Source organism: Hymenobacter ginkgonis, from assembly GCF_009755225.1.
Taxonomy (GTDB): domain Bacteria; phylum Bacteroidota; class Bacteroidia; order Cytophagales; family Hymenobacteraceae; genus Hymenobacter; species Hymenobacter ginkgonis.
In genome coordinates, this window is record NZ_WQKZ01000002.1 from 215,038 (window position 1) to 232,244 (window position 17,207).

The 17,207-nt window shown below is 61.6% G+C and carries 11 protein-coding genes; 1 reads left to right on the top strand and 10 read right to left on the bottom strand.

Annotation, left to right across the window (positions count from 1 at the left end):
* Positions 1-17: 17 nt before the first annotated feature.
* Positions 18-1,085 carry a LacI family DNA-binding transcriptional regulator gene (locus GO988_RS06705; RefSeq protein WP_157563384.1) on the bottom strand — a complete coding sequence of 356 codons (1,068 nt, stop codon included), beginning with the start codon at positions 1,083-1,085 and terminating at the stop codon, positions 18-20.
* Between the two features lie 410 nt (positions 1,086-1,495).
* Between GO988_RS06705 and GO988_RS06710 the strand changes: the two genes are divergently transcribed.
* On the top strand, positions 1,496-2,383 hold the full coding sequence (locus GO988_RS06710; RefSeq protein WP_317164810.1) for a glycoside hydrolase family 43 protein: 888 nt from the start codon (positions 1,496-1,498) through the stop codon (positions 2,381-2,383).
* Positions 2,384-2,437: 54 nt separating this feature from the next.
* Here GO988_RS06710 and GO988_RS06715 read toward each other — a convergent pair whose 3' ends face one another.
* The 9 genes from GO988_RS06715 to GO988_RS06755 all read right to left on the bottom strand — a co-directional run bounded on the left by GO988_RS06715 (position 2,438) and on the right by GO988_RS06755 (position 17,014).
* The gene (locus tag GO988_RS06715; protein WP_157563392.1) at positions 2,438-4,492 is read right to left on the bottom strand and encodes a glycoside hydrolase family 127 protein; all 2,055 of its coding nucleotides are present in this window, start codon (positions 4,490-4,492) and stop codon (positions 2,438-2,440) included.
* A gap of 76 nt (positions 4,493-4,568) precedes the next feature.
* The gene (locus tag GO988_RS06720) at positions 4,569-6,731 is read right to left on the bottom strand and encodes an alpha-galactosidase (RefSeq protein ID WP_157563396.1); all 2,163 of its coding nucleotides are present in this window, start codon (positions 6,729-6,731) and stop codon (positions 4,569-4,571) included.
* Between the two features lie 63 nt (positions 6,732-6,794).
* Positions 6,795-8,189, bottom strand: a complete 1,395-nt coding sequence (locus GO988_RS06725) for a glycoside hydrolase family 27 protein (protein ID WP_157563399.1) — start codon at positions 8,187-8,189, stop codon at positions 6,795-6,797.
* Between the two features lie 117 nt (positions 8,190-8,306).
* The gene (locus tag GO988_RS06730) at positions 8,307-10,364 is read right to left on the bottom strand and encodes an alpha-L-arabinofuranosidase C-terminal domain-containing protein (RefSeq protein ID WP_157563403.1); all 2,058 of its coding nucleotides are present in this window, start codon (positions 10,362-10,364) and stop codon (positions 8,307-8,309) included.
* Between the two features lie 117 nt (positions 10,365-10,481).
* Positions 10,482-11,969 (bottom strand): L-arabinose isomerase, encoded by a 1,488-nt coding sequence (araA, locus tag GO988_RS06735; RefSeq protein WP_157563408.1) that lies wholly within the window; start codon positions 11,967-11,969, stop codon positions 10,482-10,484.
* Positions 11,970-12,033: 64 nt separating this feature from the next.
* Positions 12,034-12,735, bottom strand: a complete 702-nt coding sequence (locus GO988_RS06740; protein WP_157563413.1) for an L-ribulose-5-phosphate 4-epimerase — start codon at positions 12,733-12,735, stop codon at positions 12,034-12,036.
* Between the two features lie 69 nt (positions 12,736-12,804).
* The gene (locus GO988_RS06745) at positions 12,805-14,535 is read right to left on the bottom strand and encodes a ribulokinase (RefSeq protein WP_157563418.1); all 1,731 of its coding nucleotides are present in this window, start codon (positions 14,533-14,535) and stop codon (positions 12,805-12,807) included.
* Between the two features lie 68 nt (positions 14,536-14,603).
* Entirely contained in the window at positions 14,604-15,812 is a 1,209-nt protein-coding gene (locus GO988_RS06750; protein ID WP_157563421.1) for an aldose epimerase family protein, read from the bottom strand.
* 410 nt (positions 15,813-16,222) lie between these two features.
* Entirely contained in the window at positions 16,223-17,014 is a 792-nt protein-coding gene (locus GO988_RS06755; protein ID WP_157563424.1) for an alpha/beta fold hydrolase, read from the bottom strand.
* Positions 17,015-17,207: the final 193 nt, after the last annotated feature.

Genomic DNA, 17,207 nt, shown 5'->3' on the forward strand with positions numbered 1-17,207 from the left:
GGCTATTCGCTACCCCCTCACACCCGCTCCAGCGTTTGGTGCAGCGACGAAGCACGTACAAACAGCTCGGGCTGCAACACCACCTGCCGCTGTGCAAAAGGCGCATCGGGCGCGGTAGCTAGCTCCAGAAACAGGCGCACAGTAGCGGCGCCCATTTCCTCGCAGCGCTGGTCCACGGAGGTGAGCTGCGGCTCCGTAATGGCCGTAAAGCCCTCGTTGCTGAAGCCCGCCAGCGCCACATCCTGCGGCACTCGGATGCCTTGTCGTTTAAGCACTTGCAGCGCCCCCAGGATGCCCGAGTCGCCGGCACCGAACACGCCGTCGGGGGGGGTAGGCAGGGCCAGCAATTGGCGCATGGCCTGGGCCCCGTCTTCTACCGCCATGTCGGAATAAATAACTAGTTCTTCGGGCGCAGATAGGCCGTGGGCCGCCAGGGCATCGAGGTAGCCCTGGCGGCGCTGCTGGTAGATGTTGAGGTGCTGCGGACCGGCTAAGTGGGCCACGCGGCGGCAGCCCTGCTCCAGCAAGTGGCTCGTAGCCTGCAAAGCGCCCTGGTAATCGTTCAACACCACGGAGTTAACTAATTCACCGGGTGGAATACGGTCGAAAAAAACCAGCGGAATGCCGCGGCTGCGCACCTTATCGAAGTGCTGAAACTCGCGGGTGTTGCGCGCCAGCGACACCAGCACGCCCGCCACCCGGGCGTTGAGCAGCGTTTCCACGTTGCGGCGCTCCAGCTGCACATCCTCGTGCGACTGGCACACGATAACGCTGAAGCCCGCTTTGCTCGCTGCCTGCTCAATGCCTTGAATAACAGAAGGAAAGAACTTACCTTCGATGTAGGGCACCACCACGCCCAGCAGCCGGCTTTGGCCTTTGCGCAGGGCCGCCGCCAGGTGGTTGGGCTGGTAATTCAGCTTCTTAGCCAGCTTGAGCACGCGCTGCTTGGTGGCCGCCCCAATGCTGTGGTGGTCGCTCAGAGCCCGCGATATGGTCGTCATCGACACGCCGAGCTCGCGGGCCAAGTCGGCCATCGACACGGCGGGCGCTGGGCTAGCAGACGGTTGGTTTTTGCGGGGGGGCATGGAAAATGTAAGAGCTATGGGGCCAGGCACGCAAGTACAGCTTGGCTAAACCACAAATTTAGGGCGTTTGGGGGCATCCCTACCCACCCACTTTGGTAGCAGGATTAGGCCGGGTACCGGCCTTGGGGTGTGCTCACCTGCTAAGCACGTTTTGCCGGGTGTATTGGCCCAAAAAGCAGCTATTTAGCTGTCAGTACTTGCTATTTCTTCGTAGCCGGCTCATAAAAATCGCGGCGCTGTACCCATATTTACACAATCGATAATGTAGCTGCTCGTCGCCCTGTCATCTTACTTGTCATTTCCTACGCTATTTCCAATTCGCTTTGAGAAACAGTTTATTACGCAGCTTACTCTGTGCCATCGCCCTCTTAGTGGGGAGGTGGGCGCTTGCCCAATCTCCTACCCCCCTAGTGGGCGGCAACCCTATCATTCGCACCAAATACACAGCCGACCCGGCTGCGCTAGTGCAAGGTGGCACGGTGTACCTGTATACCGGCCACGACGAGGCGCCCAACAACCAGGAGCGCTACGTGATGCACGAGTGGCTGTGCTTCTCCTCGACCGATATGGTGCACTGGACCGAGCACCCGATACCGTTGAAAGTCAGTGATTTTGCCTGGGCCAAGGATGATGCGTGGGCCTCGCAGGTAATCGAACGCAATGGCAAGTACTACTGGTACGCGGCCGTGACGCACGGCACCATCCACGGCAAGGCTATCGGGGTGGCGGTGGCCGACAACCCGACCGGGCCGTATCGGGATGCGCGGGGTTCGGCGCTCATTACCAGCGACATGACGGCGAGCAAAATCTCCTGGGACGACATCGACCCGACCGTCATCGTCGATGCCCAGGGCCAAGCTTACCTGTACTGGGGCAACCAAAGCTGCCACTACGCCAAGCTGAAAGCCAACATGACGGAGCTCGACGGCCCCATCGAGACCGTGAGCGGGCTGCCGCAGTTTACGGAAGCGCCCTGGGTGCACACCCACAACGGCTGGTATTACCTCAGCTACGCCACCGAATTTCCCGAAAAAACAGCCTACGCCATGAGCCGCAGCCCTACTGGCCCCTGGCAATACAAAGGCATTTTGAACGAGCTAGCCGGCAATTCTAACACCAACCACCAGGCCATCATTGACTTCAAAGGCCGGTCGTACTTCATTTATCATAATGGTGGGATGGACGAGCACGGCGGCAGCTTCCGGCGTTCGGTATGCATTGATTACCTAAATTATAACAGAGATGGCACCATCAAGCGCGTCCAAATGACGACCGAAGGCGTGCAGCCCGCCAAGTAACGCCAGCCGCGGGCAAGTGGCTGGCCCCACCCCCCACCCAGGAGTCAGGGCGGGCTACTTGCCTGCGGCAGCGGCGGCCGTCAGGGGCTGGCTGAGCAAGTCGAGGGCGGTGAGCTTTTCGGGAAACCACACGGTCATTTCGCCCTGGCCGCGGTTGGCCCAGGCGTAGTACGGAATGGCCACCAGGGGGCGCGCCACCGTGCTCACGGAGGCGCCATCGGCCCCCAACTGCACCACTGGCACGGTGGCCGTGAGCGTCGTGACGCCGCGCAGCAAATTGGGCTGGTAGGCCGCCGTGAAGGTGGCGCGGGCCGGCACAATAATGTTGCTAGCCTGGCCATCATTATCTTGCCACTCAGCGCAATACATGACTGGGCCGCGCTGCAAAGCCACCTTACCCAAGTCGTCTTTCACGCGCGAATCGGCGTGCACACGGCGCACTTCCAGCGGAAGGTTCACCTCCACCACGTCGTGGCGGTGCCACTTGCGGGCCAGCACGGCGTAGCCGTTTTGCAGGGTGTAGGCAGTGGGCTGGCCGTTGATTTTGATGGTAGCCTGCTGGGTTGAAGGCTGCGCAAATGTGTACAAAGCCGAAGGCATAGCCTCGTTGCGGGCCCAGCCGGGAATGCGCACCAGCAGGTCGAAATCGGCTGCCGATTGGGCGGGGTCGATGGTGAATTTTAGGCCACCGTCCCAGGGGTAATTGTTTTCTTGCGTGAGCTGCACCCGCTGCTTATTGACCGTCAGCGTGGCTTTACCGCTCACGAACAAGTTGGCGTACAGCGCCCTACCCCGCTGCGCGTACACGTAGCCGGGCAACGCCGGCATGAGGCGGGCCAGGTTGGTGGGGCAGCACGAGCACTCAAACCAGCCCGCGCGCGCCGGCTCGGTGTCGTGGTAGCCCAGGCTGCTTTTAATCTGCATGGCGTTGCTGTAGAAGAACGACTTGCCATCGAGCCCTACCCCCGAAATCAGGCCGTTGTAAAGCACTTTCTCCAGCACGTCTACGTACTTGGCGTCGCCGTGCAGCTGAAACATGCGCTCGTTCCAAAACACGTCGGCCACCGAGGCGCAGGTTTCGTTGTAGGCCGTGGTATTGGGTAGCTCGTAGGGTGCCCCAAAGCGCTCGCCGCTGGGCACCGCGCCGGTGCCACCCGTTACGTACATCTTTTTGGCTACCAGGTTATTCCAGATGGTATCGACGGCGGCCAGCAGCTGCTTATCACCGGTGAGAGCGGCCACGTCGGCCATGGCCGAGTACAGGTATTCGGCGCGCACGGCGTGGCCCTCGGCCTCGGTTTGGGCCACTACGGGCTTATCATCCTGCCAGTACGAGCCGTTCTTCCAGGGGTCGTTGCTCTTGGCGTCGTACCCGGGGTAGTGGCCCCGGGCATCCAGGAAGAACTTGGCCGTGCTCAAGTACTTAGGCTGGCCGGTAACGCGGTACAGCTTCACCAGGCCCATCTCTACTATCTCGTGGCCGGGCGCCACGCTGCGCTTGCCGGGGCCAAAAACCGCGCACACCAAGTCGGCATTTTTGAGGGCGATGTTAAGTAGGGTTTTCTTGCCGGTGGCCTCGTAGTGGGCCACGGCGGCTTCGTAGAGGTGGCCGGCGTTGTAGAGTTCGTGGCTCAGCTCGCGCTCCTTTTCCCAACGCGCTGTGCCGGCCCACGGGTGCGGGTGAGCGGGGTCGATGGTGCGAGCCGTATAGAGATAGCCATCAGGCTCTTGCGCCGCGCCAACTTTGGCAATCAGCTCATCCAAGTAGGCCGACAGCTTGGCGTCGGGGTAGACGCTGAGCGAGTACGAAGCGCCCTCAATGGTCTTGTAAATGTCCGTATCATCAAAGGGAAAAGTCGTCGCAAACTTGCCCGATTTGGCCGCCGCCATCTCAAAATTCTTCACCCGATTGGTGCTTTCGCAGCGCTGAAACGAGGCCGGAATCGTCACGTCGGTATTCGTTTTGAGGCGTGGCAGCCAGAAACTATCCGTCAGCTTCACCTGCGTAAACGGCACGGCCTGGATGGGATAATCAAGGCGCTTTTGGGCTGCGGCCGGCAGGGTAGCGCCGAGGCCGAGCGCGAGGAGGAAAGGCTTGTAGGCTAACATAGTGGGTGGGATTTCCTATTATTTAGCACGTCCTGCTTCGGCAAGCTCAGCAGGACGTGCTTTTTTCATTTTCTGGTCATTCAGCCGTCAATTCTAAAATGTGGCTGGTCAGCGCTTTGGCTTCACTATCGCTCACCAGCACACCCACCTTCATCAAATAGTCGCCAGAGTAGGTTTGGCCGTTGGCGGGCAACCCGGATTTTTGGCCCGGCAATAGGTTAATTTCCGTCAGCTTATACCGTTTGGCGGGGTCGAGGCCTTGCAGGCGGGTAGGAAGCACGGTTTCGTGGAAGCGCGTGTGTAGGTTGTAGCCGTAGAGCACGGCTTGTTGCTGGTTATCAGCCACGTACATCAGAGATACTTGGTTGCCTTCGTAGGGCGAGCGCAGCTTGAATAAATCACCCTGCCAGATAACGGGGCTCAGGCGCTTGTAGTCGCGCACGGCCTGCTGGCTGAATTGCAGCTCAGCGGGCGTCATTTTGCTCACCTCGATGTCGTAGCCGAGCTTGCCCATCATGGCCACGTCGGTCCGAAACTTGAGGGTTTGCTGCTGGTTCCAGTTCGTGACGTGGCAGGCTAAGGTGTTGGACGGGAAGAAGTTGAGGAAACCCCACTGGATGTACACGCGCTCGAAAGCATCGGTGTCGTCGCTGGGCCAAAACTCGGTGAAGTACTTCAGCCCGCCGTAGTCGGCGCGGGCGCCGCCGCCCGAGCACAGCATCATGGGCGTGTGCGGATACTTCTGGCGCACGCGGTCGAGCACGCGGTACAGGCCGCGCACGTAGTCGATGTAGAGGTGCGACTGGTCGCGGCCTAAATGCTGCGAGTAAGCATTGGTAATCATGCGGTTGCAATCCCACTTGAGGTAGGTAGCACCCTGGGTCAGCTGCGCATCCACGACGCCGTACACAAAGTCCTGCACCTTGGGGTTGGTCAGGTCGAGCACCAATTGATTGCGGTAGTAGTCCTCGGGCCGGCCGGGCAGCTTGAGTATCCAGTCGGGGTGTTTTTCATACAATTCGCTCTTGGAGTTCACCATTTCGGGCTCAATCCAGATGCCGAACTGGATGCCGGCCTGGGTGGCAGTTTGCACGAGGTGGCCCACGCCGTTGGGCAGCTTAGTCTTGGTGGGTTGCCAGTCGCCGAGGCCCTGGGTGTCGTCTTTGCGCGGGTATTTGTTGCCAAACCAGCCATCGTCGAGCAAAAACAACTCGACGCCCAGCTTGGCCGCGTCGCCCATCAGGGCGTCGAGTTTGGGCTCGGTGAAGTCAAAAAAAGTGGCTTCCCAGTTGTTGAGCAGCGTGAGGCGGGGTAGGGTGCCGTCGAGGGTGCCGCCCTGCTGGCGGGCCCAGCGGTGCAGGTTGCGGGTGGCCTGGCCCTTGCCCTGGGTGCTATAGGTGAAGATAAATTCGGGCGTCACGAACGGCTGCCCGGCTGCCAGCGTGTACTCCGAAGCGTAGGGATTGATGCCCGCCGACACGCGCAGGGCCTGCTCATTATCTAGCTCAAAGGCCAGGCGAAAGCTGCCAGTCCAAGCCAGGGTGCCGGCCAGCACGTCGCCGGTAGTTTCGGTGGCCAGCCGGTCAGGCGAGAGAAAAAACGAGGGCGTCTGGTACCAGCCGGCGCGGGTACCGAGCTTGCTGTCAAGTACTTTTACGCCGCTCGTGAGCTGGCTTTCCTGCTGCTGGGCTTCTTCGGCCCAGTCGCCGTGCAGCTGGGTGAGGTAGTATTTCGACGCCTCGAAGTGCAACATGGCCGAGGCGTAGTTGGTGAGCACGACGGGCTTTTTCTCGTGGTGCACGATTTCGGTCCAGGTCTTAATGACGTCTTCGTGGTAGTAGGCCACGAAGTGCAGGCGCACCTCTACCGGATACTGTGGGTCGCGCAGGCGGATGGTGGTCGTGGCCACATCGGCGCTGGGTTGGGCGGTTTGCACGTCGGCAAAAGCCAGGGCCAGCGCCGGGTTGCCGTCGGCGTGCACCACGCGCAGGGCAGGCTCGAAGAGGTTGTCGGTGCCGGCGGGGGGGTAGGCCTCGTGGCGCTGGGGTAGCGGCTGGTAGTCGGCGGCGTTGGCCAGCCGGGGCCCGAGGTAGGTTTGGTAGAGCTTCTGCTGCTTGCCCACGGCCAGCACCAAGCTCACATGCTCGGTTTGGATAACAATGGGCGAAGAAGACTGAGCCACGGCCGAAAACTGGGTAAAGAGTAGCAACAACCAGCTGAAGGTACGACGTTTAAGCATCGGCAAGTGGCGCCCTAGGCAGCAAGTAGGTGGGAAGAAAAGCAGTGGTGCGCAGCAATAAATTCAACGCGCCGGCGAGGCAACCAGCCGGTAAAACCCCGCGCCGTGCCGCCGGATGTAGGGCGCAAACGCTCCCGAAAAGGTACCCACCGCCCGGCCACTCCACAAGTCCTGCACGGCGCCGCCGCGGGGCAGGCCCAGCTCGGTTAGCGCCACGGGCACCTGCACCGAATCGAGGGGGGTAGGCGCCGACGCGGCCGGGTCTTGGGCATTGAAAAGAGCCAAGAACTTGTCGCCGGTGGCGGGGTCGTCGGCGGTCCAGCCCACCAAGTCGCCGCGCCGAAACAGCTGGCGGTTGTGGGTGCTGGCGTGGTGCACGGCCAGCACCCGCGGGTTGGTAAGGAGCGCCAGCGTGGCCGCGTCGGTACTGGGCAGGTCGCCGCCAAACATCAGTGGCGAGCGGAAGATGCTCCACAAGGTCAGCAGCGTGCGCTGCTCGGCGGGGGTGAAGCGCGTGGGGCGGTCGTCGCCGCGCTCGGCCCGAATGGCCAGGCGGCCCAGCGGCAGCATGTCGGCATCGGGCCAGGCGCCGGGCATAACGTAGGGCGCCCAGCGGGCGCACACGTCGAAGTGCTCTTTCAACTGGCCCCAATTATCCCAAAAATCGCCCACGGTGCGCCACATATTGGCGTGCTGCTGGGCGTGGCCGGCATCAGTAATCGGCGTTTCACCCGGCGACATACTGAGCACGATGGGGCGGCCCGTGCGGTCGATGGCCCGGCGAATCAGCTCAATTTCGGCGGCGTGGTAGGGCTCCGAGAGGTCGTCCACTTTCACAAAATCAACGCCCCAGCTCGCGTACAGCTCAAACAGCGAGTTGTAGTACTCCTGCGCCCCCGGCTGGGTGGCCACCACGGTGTACATGTCGTGCAGCCAGTTGGCCTGGCCTTCTTTGCTATAGATGTCGGCCGCCGTGCGCTTGGTGCCCTTGATGGGCAGCTTGCGCTGCACGGCCACCACCGGCACGCCGCGCATGAGGTGAATGCCAAATTTCAGGCCCTGGCCGTGCAGGTAATCGGCCAGCGGCCGAAAGCCCCTACCCCCCGCCGCCGACGGGAAGCGATTGGGCGCGGGCACGAAGCGGCCGTAAGAATCGAGGTTGAAATCGGGGTTCTTCTCGTTGTAGCCGTGGGCGGTGTCGTTGCCCACGTACCAGCGAATATCCACCACCACGTAGTCCCAACCGCTGCTTTTGAGGTGCTTAGCCATGTAGTCGGCGTTAGCGCGCACCTCGGCTTCCGTCACGGTAGGGCCGTAGCAGTCCCAGCTGTTCCAGCCCATCGGGGGGGTAGGGGCCCACTGGTGGAAGTCGGGTTTGGCTGGGGCTGTTTGTGCAGCGGCAGGGCCGAGGGCCCCGGCCAGCAGCCCCGCCAGCAGCAGGTAGCAACGTTTGTTCATTGGCAGGCAGGGTGGGAAAAAGCAGATGTAGAGTGTGTTGGGAAGCTCAGCAGGCCGTGCTGGGGCAGTTGCAGCAAAACCCAAGCATCCTCTTGGCTAGCCAAAGCAAGCGCCGCGCTAGCGCCGGCCCGGCACCCGCAGCACCGTGAAAGAATTGGGGGCCAGCGTGTAGCTCAGCGTGGCGCCCTGCACGGCAAAGGTTGACGCTTGCGGGGCCAGCTTTTGAGGCTCTTGCAGGCTGTTTTGGGTTTGGAGGTCGGCGTTGGCCAACACCTGAGCGCGGCCGGTTTTACCAATTTTTTTGGCGCCAGCAAGGTTGATTTTGAGGGGGCGCGGGCTGCTGGAGTAATTCACCAGCTTTAGCACCACGTCGCCGGCCACGTCGTCGGCCACGGCACTGGCAAAGAGATTATCAGTGCCATTTTTGGCACCCGCGGGCAGGGTGAGGGGTAGCACGCGGCTGCCCTTGTTGCGGGCATACAGCTGCTGCACGTAGTAGCTCGGCGAGCCGTACGAGGTCAGGTTATCAAACCAAATGAGGTCGGGCGTCCACTGCCAGGCGTCCACGTTGGCGAAGAGGGGCGCGTAGCTGGCCATGCCCACCACGTCGGCGTTGCGCTCCAGGCCCGTCATAAACGCGGCCTCCGAAATGGCGCAGTCCCAGGTGTTTTTGTTTTGGGGGCTGCCAGTCGATACGTTCTGGGCGGCGTACTCGCCGGCGAAGATTTTGGGGCCGCCGCGCCCATACTTATCGTAGCGGTCGGCGTGCGCCCGAAACCACTCGGGCTTGGCGTAGTAATGCTCGTCTACGTAGTCGGCGCGCAACTCGCCGAGGCGCTTGGTTGACTGGTCAAATAAGTCGCCATCGGGGCTGGGGCCGGCGCTACTCACCAGCACAAGGGCCGGGTATTTGGCCTTCACGGCCTGGGCAAACGCCTCGTAACGCTCCAAATATTGCGGGCCCCACTGCTCGTTGCCCACGCCTATCATCTTCAGGTTGAAGGGGGTAGGGTGACCCATGGCGGCGCGCTTGGCGCCCCAGGGGCTGCTGGCCGGGCCGTTGGCAAACTCTACCAAATCGAGCGCATCTTGGATGAACACGTCCAGCGACGGGTCGCCGGTGGCGGGGGGGGTAGGGCTGCCGGCGTTGGGGCCCTTGGCGGCGCTGGCGCTGCCCATTGGGGCCAGCTCGCCCGAGTTGTACTGGCAGGCCATGCCCACGTTGAGAATGGGCAACGGCTCGGCGCCAATGTCTTCGGCCAGCTGGAAATACTCAAAGAAACCCAGCCCGAACGACTGGTAATAATCGGGCGTCGCGCGGTGCTTAAACTCCATGTTCCAGCGGTTGACCAAAGGCTGGCGCGCGGCCACGTCGCCGATGGTTTCCTTCCACTGGTAGCGCTCCGAGAGCGTGCGGCCTTCCACAATACACCCGCCCGGAAACCGCAAAAATCCCGGATGCATGTCCTTGAGCAGCTGCACCAAATCGGGGCGCAAGCCATTGGGCCGGCCCTGCCAGGTATCCTTCGGAAAGAGCGAAACCACGTCCACATCGACCGTGCCCGCACCGTTGAGCACCAGCTTCAAGTGGGCTTTGTTTTGGGTGCCGGTGGCGCGCAGCACCGCCGTGTATTTCTGCCAGCCATCGGTGAAGCCGCTCACGGCCACCTGGCCCAGCGCCTCGCCTTTACTTCCTACCAGGCTCGCTACCACGCCCTTGACATTACCTGCGCCGCGCCGGGCGTAGAACGAGAGCGTGTACTCGGCGCCTGCCTTCACGCCCATACCCCGGAAGCCTTCGTTTTCGAGGCCGGCCTCGCCGGGCGCGCCGGCGCGGGTAGTCAGGCGCAGGTAGTGGCCATTGGTGGCGCTGAGGGGCAGTTCGTTGCGCACGGCATACGCGTCGAGGTTGGCGCCGCCCTGCAAGGCTTTCCAGCCCAGTAGCCGGGCGTCGGTTTCAAACGACTTATTCTTCACCAGTTCGGGGTAGAGCCCGCCATCGGCCGCGAAGTTGATGTCCTCGAAAAACAGGCCGTACATGTTCTTCGACACCGCCGCGCCGGGCTGGTTCACCTGCACCGTGAGGGTGGCGGGGGTAGGCGCTTGCGCGCCCGCCGCGGCGTGGAGGAGCGTGAGGCTGGTAGCTAGCGCAGCCAAGTGGGTGGGAATAGGCATATTAGCAAGAAGTTACAATGGATTGCCGGTAAGCTACTGGCGGGCGCCTGGCCCCTACCCCCCTCTCTCTTTCGGAGACAGGCTAAGGGTGAGGCGCCCGTCAGGGAACGCTAGCCCCTACCCCCGAAAAGCTACTTCATTGTACCGCAGCTCGTTTTTGAAGGTGCGCAGCTTGGTGTCGGCGTCAATGAGTACGAACTCGATGCCGGCCATTTCGGCGAAGTCTTCGAGGTATTCGGCAGTCAGGTTTTGGCTGTAACCGGTGTGGTGGGCGCCACCGGCCAGAATCCAGGCAGCGGCACCGGTGGCGAGGTCGGGCTTCACCTTCCAGAGCACGCGGGCTACGGGCAGCTTAGGCAGGTCCTGCTCGGGCAATACGGCCTCTACTTCGTTGACAATCATGCGGAAGCGATTACCTAGGTCGATAATAGTCGCGTTCAGGGCCGGGCCGGCCGGGCAGTTAAATACCAGGCGCACCGGGTCTTCCTTACCCCCAATGCCGAGCGGGTGCACCTCGGCGCGCACCTTGCCCTCGGCAATACTGGGGCAGATTTCGAGCATGTGCGAGCCGAGCACTTGCTCGTTGCCGGGCGCGAAGTGGTAGGTGTAATCCTCCATAAACGAGTTGCCACCGGGCAGGCCGGCGCCCATCACCTTCATGGCGCGCACCAGGGCCGACGTTTTCCAGTCGCCCTCGCCGCCGAAGCCGTAGCCGTCGGCCATCAGGCGCTGGGTGGCGATGCCGGGCAGCTGCTTCATGCCGTGCAAATCCTCAAACGTGTCGGTGAAGCCCTTGGCGTTGCGGTCGGTCAGGAACTTGCGCAGGCCCAGCTCGATGCGGGCGGCGTCGCGCAGACTTTCCCGCTTTTCGCCGCCTTCCCGCAGGTTGTCGCCCAGCTCGTACTCCTGCTCATAAGTAGCCACCAGCTCGGCGATTTGCTGGTCGGTTACGGCATTTACTTCGGCTACTAAATCGCCGATGCCGTAGGTATTCACCTCGTAGCCAAACTTGATTTCGGCTTCTACTTTGTCGCCTTCCGTCACGGCCACGTAGCGCATGTTGTCGCCGAAACGCACAAAATGCGCGCCCTGCCAGTCGGCCCAGGCGCTGGCTACGCGGCTCCAGCTGCGGAGGCGCTCGTGCACGTCGGCGCTCTGCCAGTGGCCTACTATTACCTTGCGGTTGAGGCGCATGCGCGTGCCAATGAAGCCAAACTCGCGGTCGCCATGCGCCGATTGGTTGGTGTTCATAAAGTCCATGTCAATCTCGCCCCACGGAATGTCGCGGTTGAACTGCGTGTGCAAGTGCGCCAGCGGCTTCTGCAAGATTTTCAGGCCGTTAATCCACATTTTGGCCGGCGAAAAAGTATGCATCCAGGCAATAAGGCCCACGCAATTTGGTGTGGTATTGGCCTCCTGCATCAGCTTATAAATCTCGGCCGGGCCCGTGAGCACCGCCTTGTACACGATGCGAATGGGCAGCTTGGTGCCGAGCTCCTGCGCGATTTGCTGCGAATGCTGGGCTACTTGCTCCAGCGTTTCGGGGCCGTAGAGGTGCTGGCTGCCGGTGATGAACCAGGCTTCGTACTGCGAAATGTCAATCATGGAAATTAAGTAAAAAGAACGTCCTGCTTCGGCAAGCTCAGCAGGACGTTTAGTAGGAATAGAGCTACGACTGCCCGTAGTAAGAATTGGCGCCGTGCTTGCGCTCGTAGTGCTTCTTAATCAGCGCATCTTTGAGGCGTGCTACCCCCGGCCGCAGCGTGCAGCTGAGGTAGGCCAGGCGGGCCAGCTCTTCGAGCACCGCGCTGTGGTACACGGCCTTCTCCACGGTTTTGCCCCAGGTGAAGGGCGCGTGGTTGCCAACGAGTATCATCTCGACTTCGGCGGGCGAGAGGCCGCGCTTTTCAAACTCCTGGATGATTTGCCAGCCGGTTTGGTGCTCGTAGTCGCCGGCAATGAGCTCGTCGCTCATGGGCGGCGCGCAGGGCACGTCGGCGGTGAGGTGGTCGGCGTGGGTGGTGCCCAAAATCGGAATATCGGCCTGCGCCTGGGCCCAGGCCGTGGCGTAGGTGCTGTGCGTGTGCACAATACCCCCAATCATGGGCCATTCTTTAAAGAGCAGCGCATGGGTTTTGGTGTCGCTACTGGGCCGCTTATCGCCCTCCACCACGCGGCCCTCCAAGTCCACAATCACGATGTCGTCGGGCCGCAGCGTGGCGTAGGGCACACCGCTGGGCTTGATGGCAAATACCTGGTGCTCCCGGTCTACCACGCTGGCATTGCCGAAGGTAAAAAGCACTAGCCCGAGGGCCGGCAGTTGCATATTGGCCTCGTAGCAGGTCTGTTTTAGGGCTTGATACTGACTCATTTTTTAAACGAATAACAACGTCCTGCAAAGCGTAGCGAAGCATCTCGCTCGCCTTGTTGAACGATTGAATTAGGGCTGCGCGCGAGATGCTTCGGCAGGCTCAGCAGGACGTTTTATAGGAGTTTGGCCAGCCGTAGCGGCTTCCACAAACTGGCCCAGCGCCTGGTATTGGGCGTAGCGGGCGGCATAGTCGGCCACGCGGGCGGGGGTAGGTGTGTAGGTTTCGGCAAAGCCGCTGCCCAAGGCTTTTTGTGAGGTGAGCACATCGGGATAAATACCGGCGGCCACGGCGGCGTACATAGCCGCGCCCAGCGCCGGCGCCTGCTCCGACACCGCAATTTTAATGGGCCGGTCGAGCACGTCGGCCAGCGTTTGCATCACGAAGGCCGATTTTTTGGCTACCCCCCCAATGCCAATTACCTGCTTAATGGGGATGCCCTCCTGCTCGAAACGCTCCACAATCTGCTTCGAGCCGTAGCAAATGGCCTCGACCAGCGCCCGGAAAATTTGGGGCGCTGAGGTGCCCATCGTCAGGCCAGTGAGCGCGCCTTTGAGGGCTTGGTTGGCGTCGGGCGTGCGGCGGCCGTTCACCCAGTCGAGGGCCAGCACGGTGCTCTCGGCGGGGTCTACTTCGGCGGCGGCCTGTGTAAGCTGGCGCAGCAAGTTGTCGCTCACTTCCTGCTGAAAAAGCGCCAATTGCTCGGCGCTCAGCACCTGCGAGTGCGCCAGCGTGGCCGCCTGCAACGGCCACTCCAGCAGCTGCCGAAACCAAGCCAGCAAGTCGCCAAAGGCCGACTGGCCCGCCTCCAGCCCCAGCATGCCCGGAATCACGGAGCCATCGACCTGCCCGCAGATACCGGCCACCAAATGGTCGCCTACTTCGGCCGTGGGCGCCACCACAATGTCGCAGGTGCTGGTGCCCATCACTTTCACCAGCGAGTACGACTCGATTTCGCCCGCCACCGCGCCGGCGTGGGCATCAAACGCGCCCACGGCCACTACCGTGCTGGTCGTGAGGCCCAAGCGCGCGGCCCATTCGGCCGTAAGGTGGCCGGCTACCTCGTCGGCGGTGTAGGTTTCGGTGAAGAGCCGCTGGCGCAAGCCGGCCAGCTTGGGCTCCAGGTAGGTCAGGAATTCTTCGGGGGGTAGGCCGCCCCAGCTGGCGTGCCACATGGCCTTGTGGCCAGCGGCGCAGCGGCTGCGCTTGAAGCTGGCCAAGTCCTGGCCGGTGAGCGTGAGCGTGAGCCAGTCGCAGTGCTCCATCCACGAATAGGCGGCCTGGGCCACGGCTGCATCTTCGCGCACCACGTGCATGATTTTCGCCCAAAACCACTCCGAGGAGTAGATGCCACCCTCGTACTTGGTGTAGTCCTCACCGCCCCAGGTGCGGGCTTTGTGGTTGATTTCGGCGGCTTCGGCCAGGGCTGTGTGGTCTTTCCAGAGGATAAACTGGGCGTTGGGGTTTTCGGCAAACTCGGGCAGCAACCCCAGCAGCACGCCCTGCGCGTTCACGGGGCCGGGCGTCGAGCCGGTGGTGTCGATGGCCAGCCCCACAATCTGCGTGGCGGGTACGCGCAGGGCTACTTCGCGCACGGTGGCTTCGAGGCCTTCGAGGTGGTCGAGCGGGTGTTGGCGGAAGCGGTTTTGGGCTGCGTTGCAGTACTGGCCCTGCTTCCAGCGCGGGTAGTAGTGCACGGCCTGCGCGACTTCGGCGCCGGTGCGCGCATCTACGAGCAGCGCCCGCACCGAGTCGGTGCCGTAGTCGAGGCCGATAACATAGGCCGGAGATTGGGCTTGCAAAATATTATTGCTTAATTGTTTATGAAGTACACTTGTGCGGGCGGGCGCCGCACCCCTAGCCACCTGGCCTACTTGCGCACCCCAAATTTGTAAGTGGTAGTGGTGTGGTAAGTGACGCCCGGCCGCAGGATGGTGCTCGGGAATTTAGGCTGGTTGGGGGAGTCGGGAAAATGCTGGGTTTCGAGGCAGAAACCGGCGTGCTTGCCATACACCGTACCGCCCTTGCCGGTGAGGCTGCCGTCGAGGAAGTTGCCGGTGTAGAACTGCACGCCTGGCTGGTCGGTGGTCACTTCCAGGGTGCGGCCGGTGGTGGGCTCGTACACCGTGGCGGCCGGGTGCTGGCCGCTGCTCTGGTTTAGCACCCAGTTGTGGTCGTAGCCGCCGGGCACTTGCGCCAGGCGCTCGCCAATGGCGTGGGGGGTAGTAAAATCGAAGGCCGTCCCCTTCACCGCTTTCAACTCGCCGGTGGGTATCAGCGTGGCATTCACCACCGTGTAGCGGTCGGCCGGAATGGTGACCTGGTGGGCCAGCACGTCCTTACTTTGGCCCAGGGCCAAGTTGAAGTAGGCGTGGTTGGTAAGGTTGAGGGGGGTAGCCTTGTCGGTAGTGGCCGTGTAGTCGATTTTGAGGGCGTTGTCGTTGGTGAGGGTGTACACCACCGTCACGTTCAGGTTGCCGGGGTAGCCTTCCTCGCCATCCTTGCTCAGGTACTTGAGAGTCAAGGTGTGGCCATCGGCCGAGCTGCCGGGCTGGGCCGTCCAGAGGCGCTGGTTGAAGCCCACTTTGCCACCGTGCAGCGAGTTAGCTCCGTCGTTCACGCCTACTTGGTAGCTTTTGCCATCAATCGTGAATTTGCCCTGCGCAATGCGGTTGCCGTAGCGCCCGATGAGCGCGCCAAAGTAGGGATTTGCCTTGCGAAACGCCGGGCTTTGGTAGCCGCTCAAGCTGTCGAAACCCAGAATAATGTCGCTCAGTTTACCCGTTTTATCGGGCACCAGCAAGCCGGTGAGCGTGCCGCCGTAGTTACTAATGGTGGCTTTGAGGCCGTAATTATTGGTGAGCGTGAACAGCTGCGCCTCAGCGCCTTCACTGGTTTTGCCAAACCTGGCGGTAGTAGGGAGGGCCGACGTGGCGCCGGCCGAATCAGCCACCGCAGCGCTGGGAGTAGTGGTGGCGGTGGTAGTTTCCTGCGTGGTGGGCTTTTGGTCGCAGGCGGCTAGCAGCAGGGCGCTGCTGAGCCCAGTAGCTAGCAAGCTGAGGCGGTGGGAAATGGACATTGGGCGGGAAAAGTGAAGGAAACGAAAGGCGAATATCGTTGATTACACAATCGATTGTGTGAAAGCAACGGAAAAAAGTTGTTTAATAAAGCTACAATAAAAGCATTTTTCTTACTAGTCAGCGCTTTACATCCTATCAATACTACCTAAGCTACTACTGCCTCTTCGAATTCTACCAGCGTTCTTCCGCTTCTGCTCGCCCCCTACCCCCTTCCAGACAGGCAAGCTGTTGAAGCATATCGTACTGCTTTGCGCTGCAACAACTGGCGAGCCGTTGCTAGGTGGGTCGCGAGCAAGGGGGTAGGCGGCCGTATTTTGCCGCGCCTCTTCCTGCTGTCACAGCAAAGCCCACTCCCTAAACTCTACAGCTTGGGAGCGGGCTTTTTTTCGATTGAACAGTCGCTAGCTACTTACTTGAGCGCGGTTTTAGTGGCGGCATCCATGATGACGGCAGCCACCTTTTCGGGCTGAGCCAGCATAGCCACGTGGCTGGTAGACAGCGTAGTAGTGGTGGCGTTCATTTTTTTGGCCAGCGTACGCTCTAAGTCGGGGTTAATCATGCGGTCGTTGGCGGCTACGATGTACCAGGAAGGCTTGCTTTTCCAGGCTGGCACGGTCACTTTCTCCTTCAGGGCCCCAAAAGCCTGCGGGCCTTGCGTGGCAATAAGCACTTGCTGCTCGGTTTTGGGCAAGTCCTGGGCAAAATCTTCCATAATGCCCTTCGGCGTCATGCTCACAAAGCCCTGGGCATCGGGTCGAATCTCGTCGTTGCCGGGCGTGGCGGTAGCCGTTTGCACCAGTTCCAGAAACGATTGGTCGGCGTCGGGGGCGGCGGCGGCCACATACACCAAGGCTGATACCTTGGGGTCGGTGCCAGCCTCGGTGATAACCACGCCGCCCCACGAGTGGCCTACCAGCAGCACCGGCCCATCTTGCAGGGCGATGGCGCGCTTAGTGGCAGCCACGTCGTCGGCGAGCGAGGTGAGCGGGTTTTGCACCGCCGTAACGTGGTAGCCCTTGGCTTGCAGCAACGGGATAATTTTGGCCCAGCTAGAGCCATCGGCCCAAGTGCCGTGCACGAGTACAATGTTTTTGAGGCCGGCGGGCGCGGCAGAAGTAGGTTCGCTCATGGGAGTAGGAGGGGTGCTGGCCATCAGTAGGCCGGTGAGGGCGCCCAAGAGGACGCAGGAAATAAGTTTCATGGCTATCAAGGGGTTAGGAGACTAATTAGCGCCCAAGTATGGCTGGAGCTTAGCGGCCTGGGAGTAGTTTTTGCCTATGCTGCCTTAGCAGTTAGGTGGGCTGCTTTGCCCCTACTTTGTGGGCGGCTTCGCCGATGAAGGGCAGCCACCTGGGCTGGCTGCGAGCGCAGCGGCACGTGGCTTTGCTTTTGAC